Below are 16165 nucleotides of genomic sequence, written 5' to 3' on the forward strand. Positions count from 1 at the left end.
CCATCATAAACACTGCGCAGGCCCGGCGTCTCAAACGAACAAGAAGGGCAATGACATGGCGACGTGTGGCGAAGTATTGGTCAAGTTACTCGAAGGTTATGGAGTCGAGCAGGTGTTCGGCATTCCCGGGGTTCATACCGTGGAGCTGTATCGCGGGCTGGCCCGTTCGAGCATCAACCACGTCACCCCGCGTCACGAACAGGGCGCCGGCTTCATGGCTGACGGCTATGCCCGCACCAGCGGCAAGCCGGGTGTGTGCTTCATCATCACCGGCCCTGGCATGACCAACATCACCACGGCAATGGGCCAGGCCTATGCCGACTCGATCCCGATGCTGGTGATCTCCAGCGTACAGACCCGCAACCAACTGGGCGGCGGTCGCGGCAAGCTCCACGAACTGCCGAACCAGAGCGCACTGGTCGGTGGCGTGGCGGCGTTCTCCCATACCCTGATGTCGGCGTCCGAATTGCCGGACGTGCTGGCCCGTGCCTTCGCGCTGTTCCAGGCCGGTCGCCCGCGCCCGGTGCACATCGAAATTCCGTTGGACGTACTGGTTGAAGAAGCCGACGACCTGCTCGCCAGCGTCCCGGTAAACATCGATCGCGCCGGCGCCGCACCGTCCGCCGTGAGCCGCATGACCGAGCTGCTGGCCGGTGCCAGGCGTCCGTTGATCCTCGCCGGTGGTGGCGCCATCGATGCCGCCGCCGAATTGACCGAACTGGCCGAATTGCTGGACGCGCCCGTAGCGCTGACCATCAATGCCAAGGGCATGCTGCGCTCTGCTCACCCGTTGCTGATCGGTTCGACCCAGAGCCTGGTTGCCACGCGCGCACTGGTCGCCGAGGCCGATGTGGTGCTGGCCATCGGTACCGAGCTGGCCGAGACCGACTACGACGTGACCTTCGCCGGTGGTTTCGAGATTCCTGGCAAGCTGCTGCGCGTCGACATCGATCCGGACCAGACCGTACGCAACTACCCGCCACACGTGGCCTTGGTCGCCGACTCGCGCAACGCTGCCCAAGCCTTGCTCAGCGCGCTGTCGCACAAGCCACTGGCCGAGCGCCGCAACGATTGGGGCCAGGTGCGCGCCGCCCGTTTGCGCGAAGAACTGGCCGCCACCTGGGACGCGCCGACCCTGGACCAGAGCCGCTTCCTGGAAACCGTTCTGCACGAACTGCCGAACGCGGTATTCGTCGGTGATTCGACCCAACCGGTGTACACCGGCAACCTGACCTTCAACCCGGAACGCCCGCGTCGCTGGTTCAACTCCTCCACCGGTTACGGCACCCTCGGTTACGCCTTGCCAGCGGCGATTGGCGCCTGGTTGGGCGGCACCGTCGAAGGCGGCGCACGTCCTCCAGTGGTGTGCCTGATCGGCGACGGCGGCCTGCAGTTCACCCTGCCGGAACTGGCCAGCGCCGTTGAAGCGCGCACCCCGGTGATCGTGCTGCTGTGGAATAACCAGGGTTACGAAGAGATCAAGAAGTACATGGTCAACCGTGCCATCGAGCCGGTGGGGGTGGACATCTACACCCCGGACTTCATCGGTGTAGCCAAGGCATTGGGTTGTGCAGCCGAGGCAGTCAATGGTGTTGAACAATTGCGTACGGCATTGCGTGTTGCCACCGATCGCCAGGGCCCGACCCTGATTGAAATCGATCAGGCCGCGTGGACGAAGGCGGTGTCGAAATGAGCTTTTCCACGACTTTTCCGACGACTTTGGATGGCCTTTTCATCGACGGTAAATGGTCGGCGGGCAAGGAACACCTGCGCGTGATCAACCCGGCGACCGAAGCGTTGTTGACCACGGTGAATGGCGGCGATGAGCGCGCCGTCGATCAGGCGGTCAGCGCAGCGAGCAAAGCCTTTGCCGACTGGTCGAAGACCACCGGCGCCGAACGTGGCGCGATCCTGCGCAAAATCGCCGCGGGTGTGCAGGCCGGTCGCGACCAGTTGATGCACTTGCAGTCGAGCAACAACGGCAAGCCATTGTTCGAAGCAGCCATCGATGTTGATGACGTGATCGCCACGTTCGAATATTACGCCGGCCTGGCTGAAGGTCTGGACGCGAAACAGGACAGCCCGGTAGAGCTGCCGACCGACGATTTCAGTGCGCGCCTGCGCCGTGAACCTTGCGGTGTGGTCGGCCTGATCGTGCCGTGGAACTTCCCGATGGTCACCACTGCTTGGAAACTCGCCCCGGCCCTGGCCGCCGGTTGCTGCGTGGTGCTCAAGCCCTCGGAAGTGACGCCGCTGCCGGAGCTGGAACTGGCGAGGATCATTGCCCAGGCCGGCTTGCCTGCTGGTGTGTTCAACCTGGTGTGCGGCACTGGCCTGGCCGTTGGCGCACCGTTGTCGGCAGACCCGCGCATCGCCAAGGTGTCGTTCACCGGCAGCAACGCGGTCGGTGTGCAGGTCATGCAGCGGGCAGCGGAAACCGTCAAGGGCGTGAGCCTGGAACTGGGCGGCAAATCTTCCTTGCTGGTGCTGGCCGATGCCGATCTCGACCTGGCGGTGGAAGTGGCCTGCGGTGGCGGTTTCTTCAATGCCGGGCAGATGTGCTCCGCGACCAGCCGCGTGCTGGTTGCCGATGTGCTGGCCGATGAGTTCCTCAGTCGTGTGAAGGTCCGCGCCGAAGCCATTCGTGTGGCCGACCCGTTCGACCCGAACGTGGAGATGGGCACGCTGGTCAATCAGGCGCAGTACCAGCGCGTGCTCGGCCACATCGATCGCGGTTTGAGCGCTGGTGCCAAACTGGTTTGCGGCGGCAATCGTCCTGCAGACCTGCCGCGTGGATATTTTTTGCAGCCGACCGTTTTCACTGATGTGCCCCTGGACAGTGCGCTGTGGTGCGAAGAGATTTTCGGCCCGGTGATTTGCGTGCGTCGTTTCGCCTCTGAGGCTGAAGCGATTGCCCTGGCCAACGACAGCCAGTTTGGTCTGGTCGCCAGCGTGGTTACGCGTAACGCAGAAACGGCGGATCGCGTCGCCAACGCTTTGCAGGCGGGGCTCGTGTGGATCAATGCGCCGCAAGTGATCTTCCCGCAGACCGCCTGGGGTGGCTACAAGCAGAGCAGTATCGGCCGCGAATTGGGGCCATGGGGCTTGCAGGCTTTCCAGGAAATCAAGCACGTGATTCGCGCTGTCTGATGCCTCTCCCGTAGGAGCGAGCATGCTCGCTCCTACAGTGAGGCATGCGCCGACGTCATGGCTTCAATGAATTTTTATCGATAGTCAGGTGTTTTACACGACCTCAGGATGAACCCGCTGGCTCAGTAAAGCCCCCGAACATACGAGGGGTAAACGCTGAACCGGCTGCGCGGATGCAACAGTTTCGACCTGCCTTATACCTACAAAAACAAAGGGAGTCCGTAATGGGCGAGCATGATCTGAACAGACGTCAATTCATCAAGACCGTGGGCGTAGCCTCGGTTGCCGCGGCGGCCATGAGCCTGCCGTTCGTCAAGGCCAACGCCAGCGACACCCGCTTTCAAGGCAAGACCCTGCGCCTGCTGACCTGGTCCGACGATACCGGCCTGGCCGCACTGCGCAACATCGCCGCGACCTTCGAAGACAAGTACGGCTGCAAGGTCATCGCCGACCGCACCGGCAGTACCTCGGAAATGGTCGCCAAACTCAAGGCCGGCGGTGATCGTCCGCAGTACGACATCATCACCCTGGCCGGCGTCGGCGCCGAAGGCCTGGCCGCCGCCAACCTGCTGGAAAAGCCCGACCTCAACCGCATCCCTAACCTGGTCGACGTACCGGAGAAATACCGCACCGGCGCCAATGGCCACGGTATCGGCTACCTGCTCTGGTGCAACAGCCTGGTCTACAGCACGCGCACCATCAAGCAGGCACCGGACAGCTATGCCGCCCTGTGGGACGCCGACCTGTCGCCGAACATCTTCCTGCCGCCGCCGAACTGGACCGAGGCCATGGACCTGATCATCATCGCCGCCAAACTGGCCGGTGGTGACGAGCACAACATCGAGCCGGGCTTCAAGAAACTCGCCGAGCTCAAGGATCGTGTGGTGACCCTGGGCGAGAACCCGAACCAGATTGCCGAACTGTTCCGCACTGGCTCCCTGGACATGGGCGGCCTGTACGCCCCGGCGTTTTTCCCGAAACAGATCCGCGATCCGAACTACGGTCTGGGCGCCACCTTCGGCATGAAGGAAGGTTTCTACACCGACCTGATGCTCTCGGTGATGCCGAAGAATCGTCCGGGCGATACCGACCTGACCTACGCCTTCATCAACCACTCCCTGGACCCGCTGGTGCAGGGCAAGATGGCTGAAGACATCTACAACGGCCCGGTCAATGCCAAGGCGATCATCTCCGCCGAAGCGCGCAAGAGCCCGTACATCCTCACGCCGGAGCAGATTGCCGAGAAGGCGATCATGCACGACAACGCCTTCCTGGCCACCGTGCATGACCAATGGATTCGTCGTTACACGGAAATCTTTTCTTCCTGATCTTCGACCACTGAAGATCCCCTGTGGGAGCGAGCCTGCTCGCGAATGCGGTCTGACATTCACCCTTGATGTCGACTGACAAATCGCTTTCGCGAGCAGGCTCGCTCCCACAAGGGAATGATGTGTCTGGAAGATCTGTGTTTCAGCTGCTTTCCATTGACGAGACCTTTGCTATGGAACACCAACCTTTGACCCATTCGGTCAGTGTCGCCGAGCCGCGCCCGAACCGGGGTGTTTCGCCGACGGCCCGTGCCTGGTTTTTCCTCACGCCGTCGATGCTGTTTCTTGGCGTACTGATTGCCGCCAGCCTGCTGGTGCTGCGCATGAGCGTGGGCACCAAAGGCGCGGAATGGTCCGGGTTCAGCCTGGCCAGCTACGCCCAATTGCTCGAACCCTACTACCTTAAATCGCTGATGCTGACCCTGCGCCTGGCGCTGATCAGCGCGGTGATCGCGGTGATACTGGCGATCCCGGTGGCCTACACCATGTCGCGCCTGACTTCGCCGTTTGTGCGGCGGATCTTTCTCGCCGCAGTGCTGTTGCCGTTGCTGGTCAACCTGCTGCTGCAAAGCTACGGCTGGCTGGTGATTCTCGGTCCCGGCGGCATGCTCAACCAGGCACTGATGGGCCTGGGCCTGATCAAGCGCCCGATCATGCTGTTGTACAACCAGAACGGCGTGTTGATGGGCCTGGTGCAAACCGCCTTCCCGCTGGCCGTGCTGCCGATTGCCAGCGCCATGCGCGGCGTCGCCCGCAGCTACGAAGAAGCAGCCGCCACCCTCGGCGCCAGTCGTTTCCAGGTGTTTCGCCAAGTGGTCTTGCCTATGAGCCTGCCGGGGATCATCACCGGCGCGACGCTGGTGTTTGCCTACAACGCCAGCAGCTTCGTGGTGCCGCTGCTGCTCGGTGGTCGACGCGTGCCGATGCTGGCGGTGATGGTGCATGACCAGATCGCCCCGCTGATGAACTGGCCCGCCGCGTCCGCCGCCGGCGTGGTGCTGATCGTCACCACCCTGGCGATCATGACCTTGTCCGAATTCATCACTGGCCGTCGTCGGCGCATGCTGGAGGCTTCCCAATGAGCACCCTGACCAAGAAGCGATATGGGCTGTTGCCCGGCGAGACCGGCAAGTTTGCCGGCATCCTTTCGGGCTTCATCCTGCTGCTGGCGGTATTGCCGATCCTGACCATGATCGTGATGTCGTTCAGCGGCGCGTCGAACCTCGACTTCCCGCCCAGCAGCTATAGCCTGCAATGGTACAAGGCAGCCTGGCAGACCTTCGTGTCGCCGGACGCCAGCGATGTGCTGAGCCTGGGCAAGGCCATGACCACCAGCCTGATGGTGTCGTGCCTGACCATGGTCTTCGCGACCATCATCGCCGTGCCGGCGGCCTATGCCCTGACCCGTTGCGAGTTCCGTGGCAAGGCCGTGGCGCTGCAATTGATGTCGCTGCCCCTGGTGTTCCCGATGGTGGTGCTGGGCCTGGCGTTGCTGCTGGTGTTCGACAGCCTGCCGTTCCAGATGACCACTTCGCGGCTGGTGATCGCCCACGTGATCCTGGCACTGCCGTTCGTGGTGAAGAACTGCACGGCGGCCATGCTCTCGATCGGCAGCGAAGTCGAAGAAGCCGCGCAAATGCTAGGTGCTTCGCCGCTGCGGGCGATTGTCGACGTGGTGGTGCCGTTGATGAAGTCGGGGATCCTGGCAGGCATGTTGCTGGCGTTCATCGTCTCGTTCAACGAGTTCACCGTGACCTATTTCCTCTACACCATCGATGTGATGACCGTGCCGATCTGGATGTACAGCCGCACCGTGTCGTCGCTCGATCCAACCGTATTTTCGTTTGCCGTGCTGATCGTGCTGATCGACTTCGTCCTGATCTGGGCGCTGGAGAAGCTGGTCGGTGAAGGTGGCGTTTCGTTCTGATTTCTTGAGGTGATTCTTATGTCTGGTCTGATTCTGGAAAACGTCGAGAAATATTACGGCTCGGCCTGCGCGGTAAAAGATGTGAACCTGCATTTGCCCGAGGGCAAGCTGGTGTGTTTCCTGGGCCCGTCCGGTTGCGGCAAAACCACCTTGCTGCGCATGATCGCCGGCCTGGAAACCCTGAGCGGTGGCGAGATTCGCCTGGACGGCGAGGACATCGGCCATACCCCGGCGCACCTGCGTAATTTCGGCATGGTGTTCCAGTCCCTGGCGTTGTTCCCGCACATGACCGTGGGGGAAAACATCGCCTATCCACTGAAACTGCGCGGGGTCAGCAAGGCTGACCAGCAGGCGCGGGTGGTGGAGTTGCTGGAGTTGATTCAGCTGCAAGCGATGATCGATCGCCCGGTAGCGAAACTCTCCGGCGGCCAACGGCAACGCGTGGCGATTGCCCGGGCGATTGCCAACCACCCGAAAATCCTGTTGCTCGACGAGCCGCTGTCGGCGCTGGACGCCAAGCTGCGTGAGTCGATGCAGGTGGAAATCCGTCAGTTGCAACAGCGTCTGAACATCACCACCATCATGGTGACCCACGACCAGCGCGAGGCCATGACCATGGCTGATATCGTTGTCGTGCTGGGCGAGCACAAGGTGCAGCAGGTGGGTACGCCGATCGAAATCTACCGCCACCCGGCCAACGAGTTTGTCGCGGACTTCATCGGCTCGGGCAACATCTTCCCAGCCACGGCGCTGGGCGACGGCAAGGTCAGCCTGCCGGGCGGCGATGCGTTGCAAGTGCCAATCTGCAGCAGCATTGTGGTCGGTGAAAAAGTGAAGATGCTGATTCGCCCGGAAGACCTGCAACTGTCGGCGCCGCAAGCCACGGCGGGTAACCGCTTGCTGGGCAAGGTGACCTTCGTGCGCGATATCGGCGCGACCATCGAGACTACGGTGGAGTGTTCCGGGGTGTCGTTTACCGCGCTGAGTACACCGTGCCAGGGGTTTGGCTTGAGCGTTGGGCATCCGGTGTCGGTGACATTGCCGGCAGAGGCTTGCCGCGTACTCGGCGCCTGACTGTACTGGCCTCTTCGCGAGCAGGCTCGCTCCCACAGTGGATCTTCTGTGAACACAGCATTTGTTAACACCAAAGATCAAATGTGGGAGCGAGCCTGCTCGCGAAAGGGCCGGCACACCCCACACAAATCTCAGCTAGACACTCAGGCGCAACCGCGCCAGGTCCCGCAACGGCGGCGCGCCGAACAACCGGCTGTACTCCCGGCTGAATTGCGAAGGGCTTTCATAGCCTACCCGATACCCCGCCGCCGAAGCCTCCAGCCCTTCGGCCAGCATCAAGCGCCGCGCCTCCTGCAGGCGTAGCTGCTTTTGATACTGCAACGGACTCATTGCCGTCATCGCTTTGAAGCGGTGATGCAACGTCGACACGCTCAAGTTCACTTCTTTGGCCAGGTCATCGATACGCAGCGGCTGCTCATAGTTGCTGTTGAGCCACTTGATCGCCTGGCTGATGCGATGACTCTGACTGTTGGCAATGGCAATTTCATACAGCCGATGCCCCTGCTTGCTGCGTAATAACCGGTAGAGAATTTCCCGACGAATCAGCGGCGCGAGCATGGTGATGTCTTTCGGCGTGTCGAGCAATCGCGCCAGGCGCAGCACGGCGTCGAGCATTGCGCTGTCGAGACGTTCGACATACAACCCGCGTCCGGTTGGCCGGGTGGGTACGCCGAGGGGACCGGCGTCGGCGATCAGCGCGGTGATCTCCGCGGGGTCAATGTCCAGCCGCAAGGCCAGGATCGGTTCCTCGGTCGAGACATTGACCACCCGCCCGCTCAGCGGCATCGAGACCGAGACCACCAGGTAGTTCAGCGGGTCGTAATTGAAATACTCGTTAGCCAGCTGAACTTCTTTGCGTCCCTGGGCCATGATGCACAGCGCTGGTTGCGCCAGTACCGGGGCGAACTCGTGGGACTGGCTGTGGCGCGACATGAACAGTGAGCCGATGGCAGTGGCATAACTGCCATCTTCGGCAGTGTTGCGACGGATGATCGCCGCCAGTTCCGTGCGCTGCTTTTCCATGTCGGTGTCCAGCGGGGTTTGCGGCGGGTGTGAAAAGTGATCGAGAGACGACATGCAAGGCATCCTCGGCAAGGCATGGGTGATGGGGCAGAGCATATGTTTGTGCAAGCAACAGCGGTAGACACATCCTGCCAGATGCTTGCCTGATTCTGCACGGGGTTGTTTCCGTGCACGGGCAATGCGGGATGCAGACGGGAAAACTTGCTTGAAACTCGCATGGCAGAACCGTGACAGGATTTTCCATGTTGTTACAGCCAGTTCATGCACGTTCGCAGGATTGTGCAACGCGCCGGCAGGAATCGACTAACGACACAGGCACATCGGCCTTTAACCTTGGATCCTGTCGCAGCCCGTTCCGCTGGCTGCCTCGCGACTCCCCGGGAGGGTTGAACATGTCAAAGCAGATCCCCGTCAGTCATATGGCCTTTGTCCGGGCACGCCCGGGGCGTTCTCAAGAACTGGGAGTGCGCCTGAGCGCGCTGATCGAGCCGTCGCGGGCCGCACCAGGCTGCCTGAGCTTCGCCTTGCAGCAGTCGCAATGCGATCCGCAGTTGTGGCTGGTGTCCGGTTTTTGGGTCAACCAGCAGGCCATGAACGCGTACTTCAGCACGCCGGCCATGGAGGTTTTTGCCGAGCTGGTGCAGGAACTGGTGGTCGACAGCCTGGATTTTCACACCTTCAAGGACGTGTCGGCGACGCAGGCGTTGCGACAGTCCGGGGCAGCGGTACACAAACTGGCCGGTTGAGGGTTTAATGGCAGCATTCTCAACTAGCCAGGATGCGCGACATGGCACGCAAAGCCTTTGAACACTTCGAAGCCGTTTCAGCTGTAGTACCGGGCGAGGGTGGCTACCACGCCGCAATCGCAGTCAAGGCATTGGGTGGTTCCGGCGCCCCGCGTTTTCACAAAGTGTTGGAAGGCCAGACCTTCAAGACCGCTCACGAGGCCGATGATGCGGCCGCGAAGGAGCTGACTCGCCTCAAGGACGTCAAGGAAAACACCGACCTGCTCTGGTAATCACTTCACCGCCCCCGGGCGATACATCTTGAACAATGCCTCAGGCCCCAGCTGGAAATAATCCGCCGGCCCGCCGCCGCGCAGAATCGGTTCTGCCGCGGCGGTGTCGTACACCCCATCCTTCAATAGCCACTTGGCGATATGCACGGCGACGACTTCGCCGAGAATCAGCCAGCTCGGCACCACATTTCCGTCCGCCCGCTGCAGCTGAATAATCTGGGTGACCTTGCATTCGAAAGACACCGGGCTTTCGGCGACCCGTGGCACCTGAATGACTTTCGAGGGGACGGTGGTCAGGCCTGCCAGTTCGAACTCGTTGACCTGCGGTCCGACCATGGCACTGCTCTGGTTCATCTGCTCGGCCAGTGGCCGGGTGGCGAGGTTCCAGGCGAATTCACCCGTCTGTTCAATGTTGTTCAGGCTGTCTTTGCGCCCGACGCTGGAAAATCCAATGATCGGCGGGATGTAGTTGAAGGCGTTGAAAAAGCTGTAGGGCGCCAGGTTCAAGCGGCCTTCGCCATCCTGTGAAGAAATCCAGCCGATGGGGCGCGGGCCGACGATCGCGTTGAACGGGTCGTGGGGCAGGCCGTGGCCATTGGCGGGTTCGTAGTAGTGGATGTCATCGGGCATGGAGAAAATCCTGGGGCTTTCGATAGGCGGTCATGGTGCTGGGACCGGCACTATTTTTCCAGCCAATAAACATCTCGTAGGAGCTGCCGCAGGCTGCGATCTTTTGATCTTGCCGTTGGAAATCAAAAGATCGCAGCCTGCGGCAGCTCCTACAGGTGTTGTGACAGTGCGCATGTTTTTGCTGTGCTCCAGAAATGACTAAGCCCGGCCGAAGCCGGGCTTTGGTGCCAATCTTGCGGATTAGCTGACGGAAGCACCGCCAGTGCGGTCGTAACCATCTTCAGCGACAGTGGCGCCGCCGGTGCGGTCGTAGCCATCTGCGGCGACGGTAGCGGAACCCGTGCGGTCATAGCCGTCTGCTGCAACAGCGGAACCAGTGCGGTCGTAACCGTCGGCAGCGAAGGTGTTGGCGGCCAGTACGGACAGGGCGATGGCGAGGAACAGTTTGGTTTTCATTTCATTTCTCCAGGTTCTTTGGCGTTTTGTCTCTCGGGCATGGGTTTCATGCTACGCCAATTAAACTGATTAAAAAGCGCAAAATAATGCTAAAAACAATCGATTAAGTAGATGTTAAGGCCGTGAGGCTTTACTGCTTTCAGAGACTAGTGAACGCATCGCATTTAACCGATCAGGCAAACTCAGGATGGCGGCCGGGCATTAACTCGTGATTAATCCATTGGATGGCGATTCTGTTTTCCAAGACCCTGGGCACCGCGCTTGGCGATTACCTGGCTGATGACTCGGGGCTTGGCTTTGCCGGTGGCGCGCTATTGATCGGCTCGACCATTGCGTTGGTCGTGCTGCTCAAATACTTCACGAAGATTTCGTCGGTGCTGTTGTTCTGGGTGGCGTTCGTGCTCACCCGGCCGTTCGGCGCGACATTGGGTGATTTCCTGACCAAGCCACATGAAAAGGGTGGGCTGGACTTTGGCACCATTGGTTCGACGCTGGTGCTGGCGGGGATTCTGGTGGTGATGATTGCGGGGGCTTCGTACGCGCAGAACACGTACGGGAATCGGGCGGCAGTCGAGTTGACTTGATACCGAGGCGTCCCCTTCGCGGGCAAGCCTCGCTCCCACAATGGATCCGAGTGAATCAGCCCTTGTGGGAGCGAGCCTGATCGCGAAGAGGCCGGTATGACCGACCTCGATGCGACTGTCAGTCAGTGACGATCCGCGAATGCTTGCGGGTGTCTTTCATGGTGACGTACACCAGCAGGGACACGGCGATGCACGCCGTGACATACCAGTAGTAACCGGTTTCCATGCCAATGCTCTTGAACCACAGCGCGATGTATTCAGCGGTGCCGCCGAAGATCGACACGGTCAGGGCATACGGCAGGCCTACGCCCAAGGCGCGGATTTCGGTCGGGAACAGCTCGGCTTTGACCACCGCGTTGATCGAGGTGTAGCCGCTGACGATGATCAGTGCCGCCATGATCAGGAAGAACGCGCCCCACCAGGTCGTGATGGTGTGCAAGGTGGTGAGGATCGGCACGGTGAAAATCGTGCCCAGTACGCCAAAGGCGATCAGGATCGGACGTCGGCCGATCTTGTCCGACAGGCCACCGATGATTGGCTGCAGGCACATGAACAGGAACAGCGTGGCGGCAGAGATGGTGGTGGAGTCGGAAATGCTCATGCCGACGGTGTTCACCAGGTATTTCTGCATGTAGGTGGTGTAGGTGTAGAACGCCAGGGTCCCGCCCATGGTCAGGCCAACCACGGTCATCAGCTCTTTCGGATGGCGCATCAGGGTGCGCATCGCGCTTTCCTTGGCCTTTTCTTTCTTGGTGAACGACTCGGTTTCTTCCATGCCACGGCGCAGGTACAGCGCGACCACGGCACACAGCGCGCCGATCGCGAACGGGATGCGCCAGCCCCAGGCGTATAGCTCTTCGGTGGTCAGTACGTTCTGCAGGACGATCAGTACACCCAGTGCTATGAGTTGACCGGAGATCAGGGTCACGTACTGGAAGCTGGAGTAGAAACCGCGACGTTCCTTGGTCGCCATCTCGCTCAGGTAAGTAGCGGAGGTGCCGTATTCGCCACCGACCGACAGGCCTTGCAGCAAGCGGGCGAACACCAGCAGGATCGGCGCACCGATACCGATGATTTCATAGCCCGGGCTCAGGGCGATCAGGAGCGAACCGAAGCACATCAGGTACACCGAGGCCATCAGGGCTTTCTTGCGTCCGACTTTGTCAGCGTACAGGCCCATCAGCCACCCGCCGATCGGGCGCATCAGGAAACCCACGGCGAAAATCGCAGCGGTATTCAGCAGTTGTGCGGTGGTGTCGCCTTTGGGGAAAAAGGTCTTGGCGAAATAGAGCGAGAAAGCGGCGTAGACGTACCAGTCATACCACTCGACCATGTTGCCGACAGAACCGCTGAAGATCGATTTGATACGGCTGGAAGTGGTTCGTTCTTTTGCCGGCGCGGCAACCGACCCACGGGGCAGGGTATTGGAGTTATCCATTGAAGGATCCTTCATTTAATTATTTTATGTGGAGCGCGCATAAACGCAGCCTGCGGGGGCTATAGCAGGAGCTGTGCCAAGAGGGAGAGGGCCGGTTTAGAGGGGGATTGAGGTTTGAGTGAGCGGAAATCCGCTTATTCTGGAGAGGGTGTGAGCGAAAAACCGCTTAACGCTTTGATCGTTCCCATGCTCCGCGTGGGAATGCAGCCAGGGACGCTCTGCGTCCCAAAACCCGAACGCGGAGCGTCCGTCGAGGCATTCCCACGCAGAGCGTGGGAACGATCATTCACCGAGAAACATCTCTCGGTTAAGCCCATGCCGCTGCATCTTTTCATTGAACGTCCGGCGCGGCAGCTGCAGTTCTTCAAGCACCGCCTTCACATCACCCTTGTGCCGGGTCAATGCTGCGCGCAGGCACTGCGCTTCAAACGCTTCCTGCTGCGCTGCCAGTGACTGTCCCGGCTCGATGCCCGCCGGCACAGGCTCGCCAAGCCCCAACACCTGGCGCTCGGCTACGTTTGCCAGTTCGCGCACATTGCCTGGCCAGTCGTGACTCAACAGATGGCTCAACTGGGGCCCGCTCAACGGCGCAAAGGTTCGCCCCAGTCGCTCTGCAGCACTTTGGGCAAAGGCCTCGTACAACAACGGAATGTCTTCGCGACGGTCACGCAGCGGTGGCAGGCGCAATTCGGCGACGTTCAAACGGTAAGCCAGGTCCTCGCGGAAACGTCCGGCCCGTGCTTCGTCGAGCAAGTCCGGCTTGGTTGCGGCGATGATGCGCAAATCCACTCGAATACTCTGGTTCGAGCCCAAGCGCTCAAGCTTCTGCTCCTGTAGCACCCGCAGCAATTTCACTTGCTGGGCCAGGGGCATGCTTTCGATTTCATCGAGAAACAACGTGCCGCCATCGGCGTATTCGAGTTTGCCGATGCGCTTGCCCTGGGCACCGGTGAACGCGCCGCTTTCGTGACCGAACAGCTCGGCCTCGAACAGCTGTTCGGGAATGGCCGCACAATTCAAGGCGACGAAGGGTTTATCGGCGCGCGGCCCGAAATCGTGCAGGCAGCGAGCAACCAGTTCTTTGCCGCTACCGGTTTCACCGCGGATCAATACGTTGACCGGCAACGCCGCCAAATCCAGAACCTGGCGACGTAGCGTCTGCAAGCCACGGGACACACCCAGCAGCGTCGCGTCGAGTTTGGCGCGGTTGTCGGCCTGCTCGTGCAAGGCGCGGTTTTCCAGCACCAGCCGGCGCTTGTCCAGCGCACGGTGCAGGCTGCCAAGCAGGGTTTGCGGGCTGAAGGGTTTTTCCAGGAAGTCGTAAGCGCCATCGCGCATCGCATCGACAGCCATCGGCACGTCGCCATGGCCGGTCAGCAGAATCACCGGCAAGTCGGCATCGCGGCGCTGGACTTCAGCCAGCAGTTCCAGCCCGGACATGCCGGGCATGCGCACGTCGCTGAGGATCACGCCGGGGTAATGCGCGGGCAGTTGCGCCAGGCATTCGTCGGCGCGGCTGAACAGTTGCACCTGGAAACCCGACAGGCCCAACCACTGCTCGACGGCGCTGCGGATGCTGCTTTCGTCGTCGACCACCATCACTGAATTGAGCATGTGCCAGGAGCCTCCGGATCGATGGGCAAGGTGAGTGTGAACACCGCGCCGTTGTCGTGATTATCGGCGCTCAGGCGTCCGCCCGATTCGTGAACGATGGCAAAGGATACGGCCAGACCGATGCCCAGGCCATCACCCACCGGTTTGGTGGTGAAAAAGGGATCGAAGACCTTCGACAGGTTTTCTTCGGCGATGCCGCCGCCGTTGTCGATGACGCTCAGGCGCCACAGTTGTTCGTCGGCTTCCAGGCGGATTTCCAGGCGTTTGCAGGGTTTGTCCTGCATCGCATCCAGAGCGTTGCGTAGCAGATTGATCAACACTTGCTCCAGGCGAATTGCGTCGCCGCGCACCCATGCCGGGCGCGCCAGGTGCAGCACGGTGCTGACCTGTTCGTCGCGCAGGCGAGTGTCGAGCAGCTCAAGCGATTGGTCCACCACCGCTGCCAGGTCCAGGCGTTCGCGCAAACCGCTGGGGCTTTTGCGGGCGAAGGTTTTCAGGTGGCCGGTGAGGGCGGCCATGCGCGTCAGCATGTCATCCACCGGCTTGAGAGCCTTGTAGGCGTCGTCGACCCGGCCGTGGTCAAGCAACAGTCGCAGCGTGGCCAGCTGCATGCGCTGGGCGGTCAGTGGTTGATTGATTTCATGGGCCAGCGCCGCCGACATCTGGCCGAGGGCCGCGAGTTTGGCCGATTGCACCAGACCCTCCTGGGCGGTGCGCAGGTCGCGGGTGCGCTCTTCCACCAGCTGTTCAAGCTCTTCGCGACTACGCTGGCGCATTTTTGCCAGGCGCCAGCGCTGATTGAGGAACAGCAGCAGAAACACCAGTGTCAGCCACAGGCCGGCTGCGGCGAGGGCGGCGTTGCGACTGTCTTCGAATGCTACTTGCGGACGACGCAGCAGGTGCAGCGTCCAGCCCTCGGCGGCCAGCGGCAGGGATTCCCACAGGTAATCCGTCTTGCCGTCCGGACCGTCGACCCGCGCCAGTTCGCTGTTGTCGTCGAAGCGGCGCAACGATTGATAGTCGAGCCGCGTCAGCGGCTGCTTGTCGTATTGGCGGGTGGCCTTGAGCTCGGCAAGGTCGCTGTCGCTCAACGGTTTCAATTGGCGATAGCGCCAACCCGGCTGATTGGCGATGAAGATGATGCCGCGCGCATCGCTGACCAGCAGCGTGTCGCTGCCCTGGCGCCATTCGCGTTCCAGCTCGGGAAATTCGAGCTTCACTACCATGGCTCCGAGAAACTGCCCGTCGTCGTTGGTCACGGCACTGGACAAGAAGTAGCCCGGTATCCCGCTGGTCACCCCCACGGCATAAAAACGCCCGGTGCCCTGGGTGCGGGTCTGGTTGAAGTAAGGGCGAAAGCCATAATTGTGGCCGACGTAACTGCTGGGCAAGCGCCAGTTGCTTGCTGCCACGGCGAGACCGGTGCGATCGAGCAGTTCCAGGGTCGAGGACTCGGCGGCGCCATTGATCTTTTCCAGCTTGCGGTTCAGCACGTCCTGTTGCTCTGGGTTGACCGGGCCTTTGAGCGCGTCACGCAGCTGCGGGTCCAGCGCCAGCACCGAGGGCAGGGCGCGGTAGCGTTCGATCAGGGTGTGCAGGGATGTGGCATACAGCGCCAATTGCTGATTGGCACGGGCCGCATCTTCAACCAGGGACTGGCGCACGGTGTGGCGCATGGCCAGGGTGGCAGCAATGGCGGCACCGGCGATGATCAGCACGGTGTACAGCGCCAGGCGCAGGGATCGGGAAGTCAGCGGCATGCAGTGGACAACAGGAAAAAATGAGGGGGAGCACAATACCATGTGGAGGGCAGTCATCTCTCGCCGGTACCCATGCGCTGGCGCTGGTTTTACCTTGATGGTCGATCCCAGGCGTTTCAGTTTGTTACCAGCCAAAAAAAACCGGCGGGTCGTTGCCGACCGG

The 16165-nt window shown here is 61.1% G+C and carries 14 protein-coding genes and 1 pseudogene; 9 read left to right on the forward strand and 6 right to left on the reverse strand.

Features of this window, described 5'->3' with window-relative positions; genetic code table 11:
- Window positions 1-55: 55 nt before the first annotated feature.
- The 6 genes from AC3WWR_RS17590 to AC3WWR_RS17615 all read left to right on the forward strand — a co-directional run bounded on the left by AC3WWR_RS17590 (window position 56) and on the right by AC3WWR_RS17615 (window position 7479).
- Window positions 56-1693, forward strand: a complete 1638-nt coding sequence (locus AC3WWR_RS17590; protein ID WP_033041992.1) for a 5-guanidino-2-oxopentanoate decarboxylase — start codon at window positions 56-58, stop codon at window positions 1691-1693.
- Window positions 1690-3150: an aldehyde dehydrogenase family protein gene (locus AC3WWR_RS17595; RefSeq protein ID WP_033041991.1), complete on the forward strand. Its 1461-nt coding sequence runs from the start codon at window positions 1690-1692 to the stop codon at window positions 3148-3150. The genes AC3WWR_RS17590 and AC3WWR_RS17595 overlap by 4 nt, the downstream gene beginning before the upstream one ends.
- A 224-nt stretch (window positions 3151-3374) precedes the next feature.
- The gene (locus tag AC3WWR_RS17600; protein ID WP_020799480.1) at window positions 3375-4478 is read left to right on the forward strand and encodes an extracellular solute-binding protein; all 1104 of its coding nucleotides are present in this window, start codon (window positions 3375-3377) and stop codon (window positions 4476-4478) included.
- Window positions 4479-4651: 173 nt separating this feature from the next.
- Entirely contained in the window at window positions 4652-5560 is a 909-nt protein-coding gene (locus AC3WWR_RS17605; RefSeq protein ID WP_033041993.1) for an ABC transporter permease, read from the forward strand.
- Window positions 5557-6405, forward strand: a complete 849-nt coding sequence (locus AC3WWR_RS17610; protein ID WP_033041990.1) for an ABC transporter permease — start codon at window positions 5557-5559, stop codon at window positions 6403-6405. The genes AC3WWR_RS17605 and AC3WWR_RS17610 overlap by 4 nt, the downstream gene beginning before the upstream one ends.
- A gap of 18 nt (window positions 6406-6423) precedes the next feature.
- Window positions 6424-7479: an ABC transporter ATP-binding protein gene (locus AC3WWR_RS17615; protein ID WP_033041989.1), complete on the forward strand. Its 1056-nt coding sequence runs from the start codon at window positions 6424-6426 to the stop codon at window positions 7477-7479.
- 135 nt (window positions 7480-7614) lie between these two features.
- On the opposite strand, the gene AC3WWR_RS17620 is transcribed toward AC3WWR_RS17615, so the two are convergent.
- Window positions 7615-8556, reverse strand: a complete 942-nt coding sequence (locus tag AC3WWR_RS17620; RefSeq protein WP_020799484.1) for an AraC family transcriptional regulator — start codon at window positions 8554-8556, stop codon at window positions 7615-7617.
- A 338-nt stretch (window positions 8557-8894) separates the two neighbouring features.
- Here AC3WWR_RS17620 and AC3WWR_RS17625 point away from each other — a divergent pair, with 338 nt between their 5' ends.
- Entirely contained in the window at window positions 8895-9248 is a 354-nt protein-coding gene (locus AC3WWR_RS17625; protein ID WP_033041757.1) for a putative quinol monooxygenase, read from the forward strand.
- 41 nt (window positions 9249-9289) lie between these two features.
- Window positions 9290-9520, forward strand: coding sequence for a hypothetical protein (locus AC3WWR_RS17630; RefSeq protein WP_020799486.1), 231 nt, complete (start codon window positions 9290-9292; stop codon window positions 9518-9520).
- On the opposite strand, the gene AC3WWR_RS17635 is transcribed toward AC3WWR_RS17630, so the two are convergent.
- Together AC3WWR_RS17635 and AC3WWR_RS17640 are read right to left on the reverse strand one after the other, a co-directional pair.
- Window positions 9521-10150, reverse strand: coding sequence for a flavin reductase family protein (locus AC3WWR_RS17635; RefSeq protein WP_020799488.1), 630 nt, complete (start codon window positions 10148-10150; stop codon window positions 9521-9523).
- A 240-nt stretch (window positions 10151-10390) separates the two neighbouring features.
- On the reverse strand, window positions 10391-10606 hold the full coding sequence (locus tag AC3WWR_RS17640) for a hypothetical protein (protein WP_008061934.1): 216 nt from the start codon (window positions 10604-10606) through the stop codon (window positions 10391-10393).
- Window positions 10607-10818: 212 nt separating this feature from the next.
- Here AC3WWR_RS17640 and AC3WWR_RS17645 point away from each other — a divergent pair.
- Window positions 10819-11190 (forward strand): annotated as a pseudogene (locus AC3WWR_RS17645) (COG4705 family protein); the annotation flags it as partial.
- A 118-nt stretch (window positions 11191-11308) separates the two neighbouring features.
- Here the strand turns inward: AC3WWR_RS17645 and AC3WWR_RS17650 are convergent.
- The 3 genes from AC3WWR_RS17650 to AC3WWR_RS17660 all read right to left on the reverse strand — a co-directional run bounded on the left by AC3WWR_RS17650 (window position 11309) and on the right by AC3WWR_RS17660 (window position 16002).
- Window positions 11309-12628: an MFS transporter gene (locus AC3WWR_RS17650; RefSeq protein WP_033044967.1), complete on the reverse strand. Its 1320-nt coding sequence runs from the start codon at window positions 12626-12628 to the stop codon at window positions 11309-11311.
- 282 nt (window positions 12629-12910) lie between these two features.
- The gene (locus tag AC3WWR_RS17655; protein ID WP_033044968.1) at window positions 12911-14242 is read right to left on the reverse strand and encodes a sigma-54-dependent transcriptional regulator; all 1332 of its coding nucleotides are present in this window, start codon (window positions 14240-14242) and stop codon (window positions 12911-12913) included.
- A complete protein-coding gene (locus tag AC3WWR_RS17660; RefSeq protein WP_033044970.1) occupies window positions 14227-16002 on the reverse strand; it encodes a sensor histidine kinase in 1776 nt (591 codons plus the stop codon). Before AC3WWR_RS17660 ends, AC3WWR_RS17655 begins: the two co-directional genes overlap by 16 nt.
- Window positions 16003-16165 lie beyond the last annotated feature (163 nt).

This window comes from Pseudomonas sp. EB271-G4-1, assembly GCF_058791355.1.

Coding starts and splice junctions, on each gene's coding strand:
- AC3WWR_RS17590 (WP_033041992.1), top strand. CDS start 56: ATGGCGACGTGTGGCGAAGTATTGGTCAAGTTACTCGAAGGTTATGGA.
- AC3WWR_RS17595 (WP_033041991.1), top strand. CDS start 1,690: ATGAGCTTTTCCACGACTTTTCCGACGACTTTGGATGGCCTTTTCATC.
- AC3WWR_RS17600 (WP_020799480.1), top strand. CDS start 3,375: ATGGGCGAGCATGATCTGAACAGACGTCAATTCATCAAGACCGTGGGC.
- AC3WWR_RS17605 (WP_033041993.1), top strand. CDS start 4,652: ATGGAACACCAACCTTTGACCCATTCGGTCAGTGTCGCCGAGCCGCGC.
- AC3WWR_RS17610 (WP_033041990.1), top strand. CDS start 5,557: ATGAGCACCCTGACCAAGAAGCGATATGGGCTGTTGCCCGGCGAGACC.
- AC3WWR_RS17615 (WP_033041989.1), top strand. CDS start 6,424: ATGTCTGGTCTGATTCTGGAAAACGTCGAGAAATATTACGGCTCGGCC.
- AC3WWR_RS17620 (WP_020799484.1), bottom strand. CDS start 8,556: ATGTCGTCTCTCGATCACTTTTCACACCCGCCGCAAACCCCGCTGGAC.
- AC3WWR_RS17625 (WP_033041757.1), top strand. CDS start 8,895: ATGTCAAAGCAGATCCCCGTCAGTCATATGGCCTTTGTCCGGGCACGC.
- AC3WWR_RS17630 (WP_020799486.1), top strand. CDS start 9,290: ATGGCACGCAAAGCCTTTGAACACTTCGAAGCCGTTTCAGCTGTAGTA.
- AC3WWR_RS17635 (WP_020799488.1), bottom strand. CDS start 10,150: ATGCCCGATGACATCCACTACTACGAACCCGCCAATGGCCACGGCCTG.
- AC3WWR_RS17640 (WP_008061934.1), bottom strand. CDS start 10,606: ATGAAAACCAAACTGTTCCTCGCCATCGCCCTGTCCGTACTGGCCGCC.
- AC3WWR_RS17650 (WP_033044967.1), bottom strand. CDS start 12,628: ATGGATAACTCCAATACCCTGCCCCGTGGGTCGGTTGCCGCGCCGGCA.
- AC3WWR_RS17655 (WP_033044968.1), bottom strand. CDS start 14,242: ATGCTCAATTCAGTGATGGTGGTCGACGACGAAAGCAGCATCCGCAGC.
- AC3WWR_RS17660 (WP_033044970.1), bottom strand. CDS start 16,002: ATGCCGCTGACTTCCCGATCCCTGCGCCTGGCGCTGTACACCGTGCTG.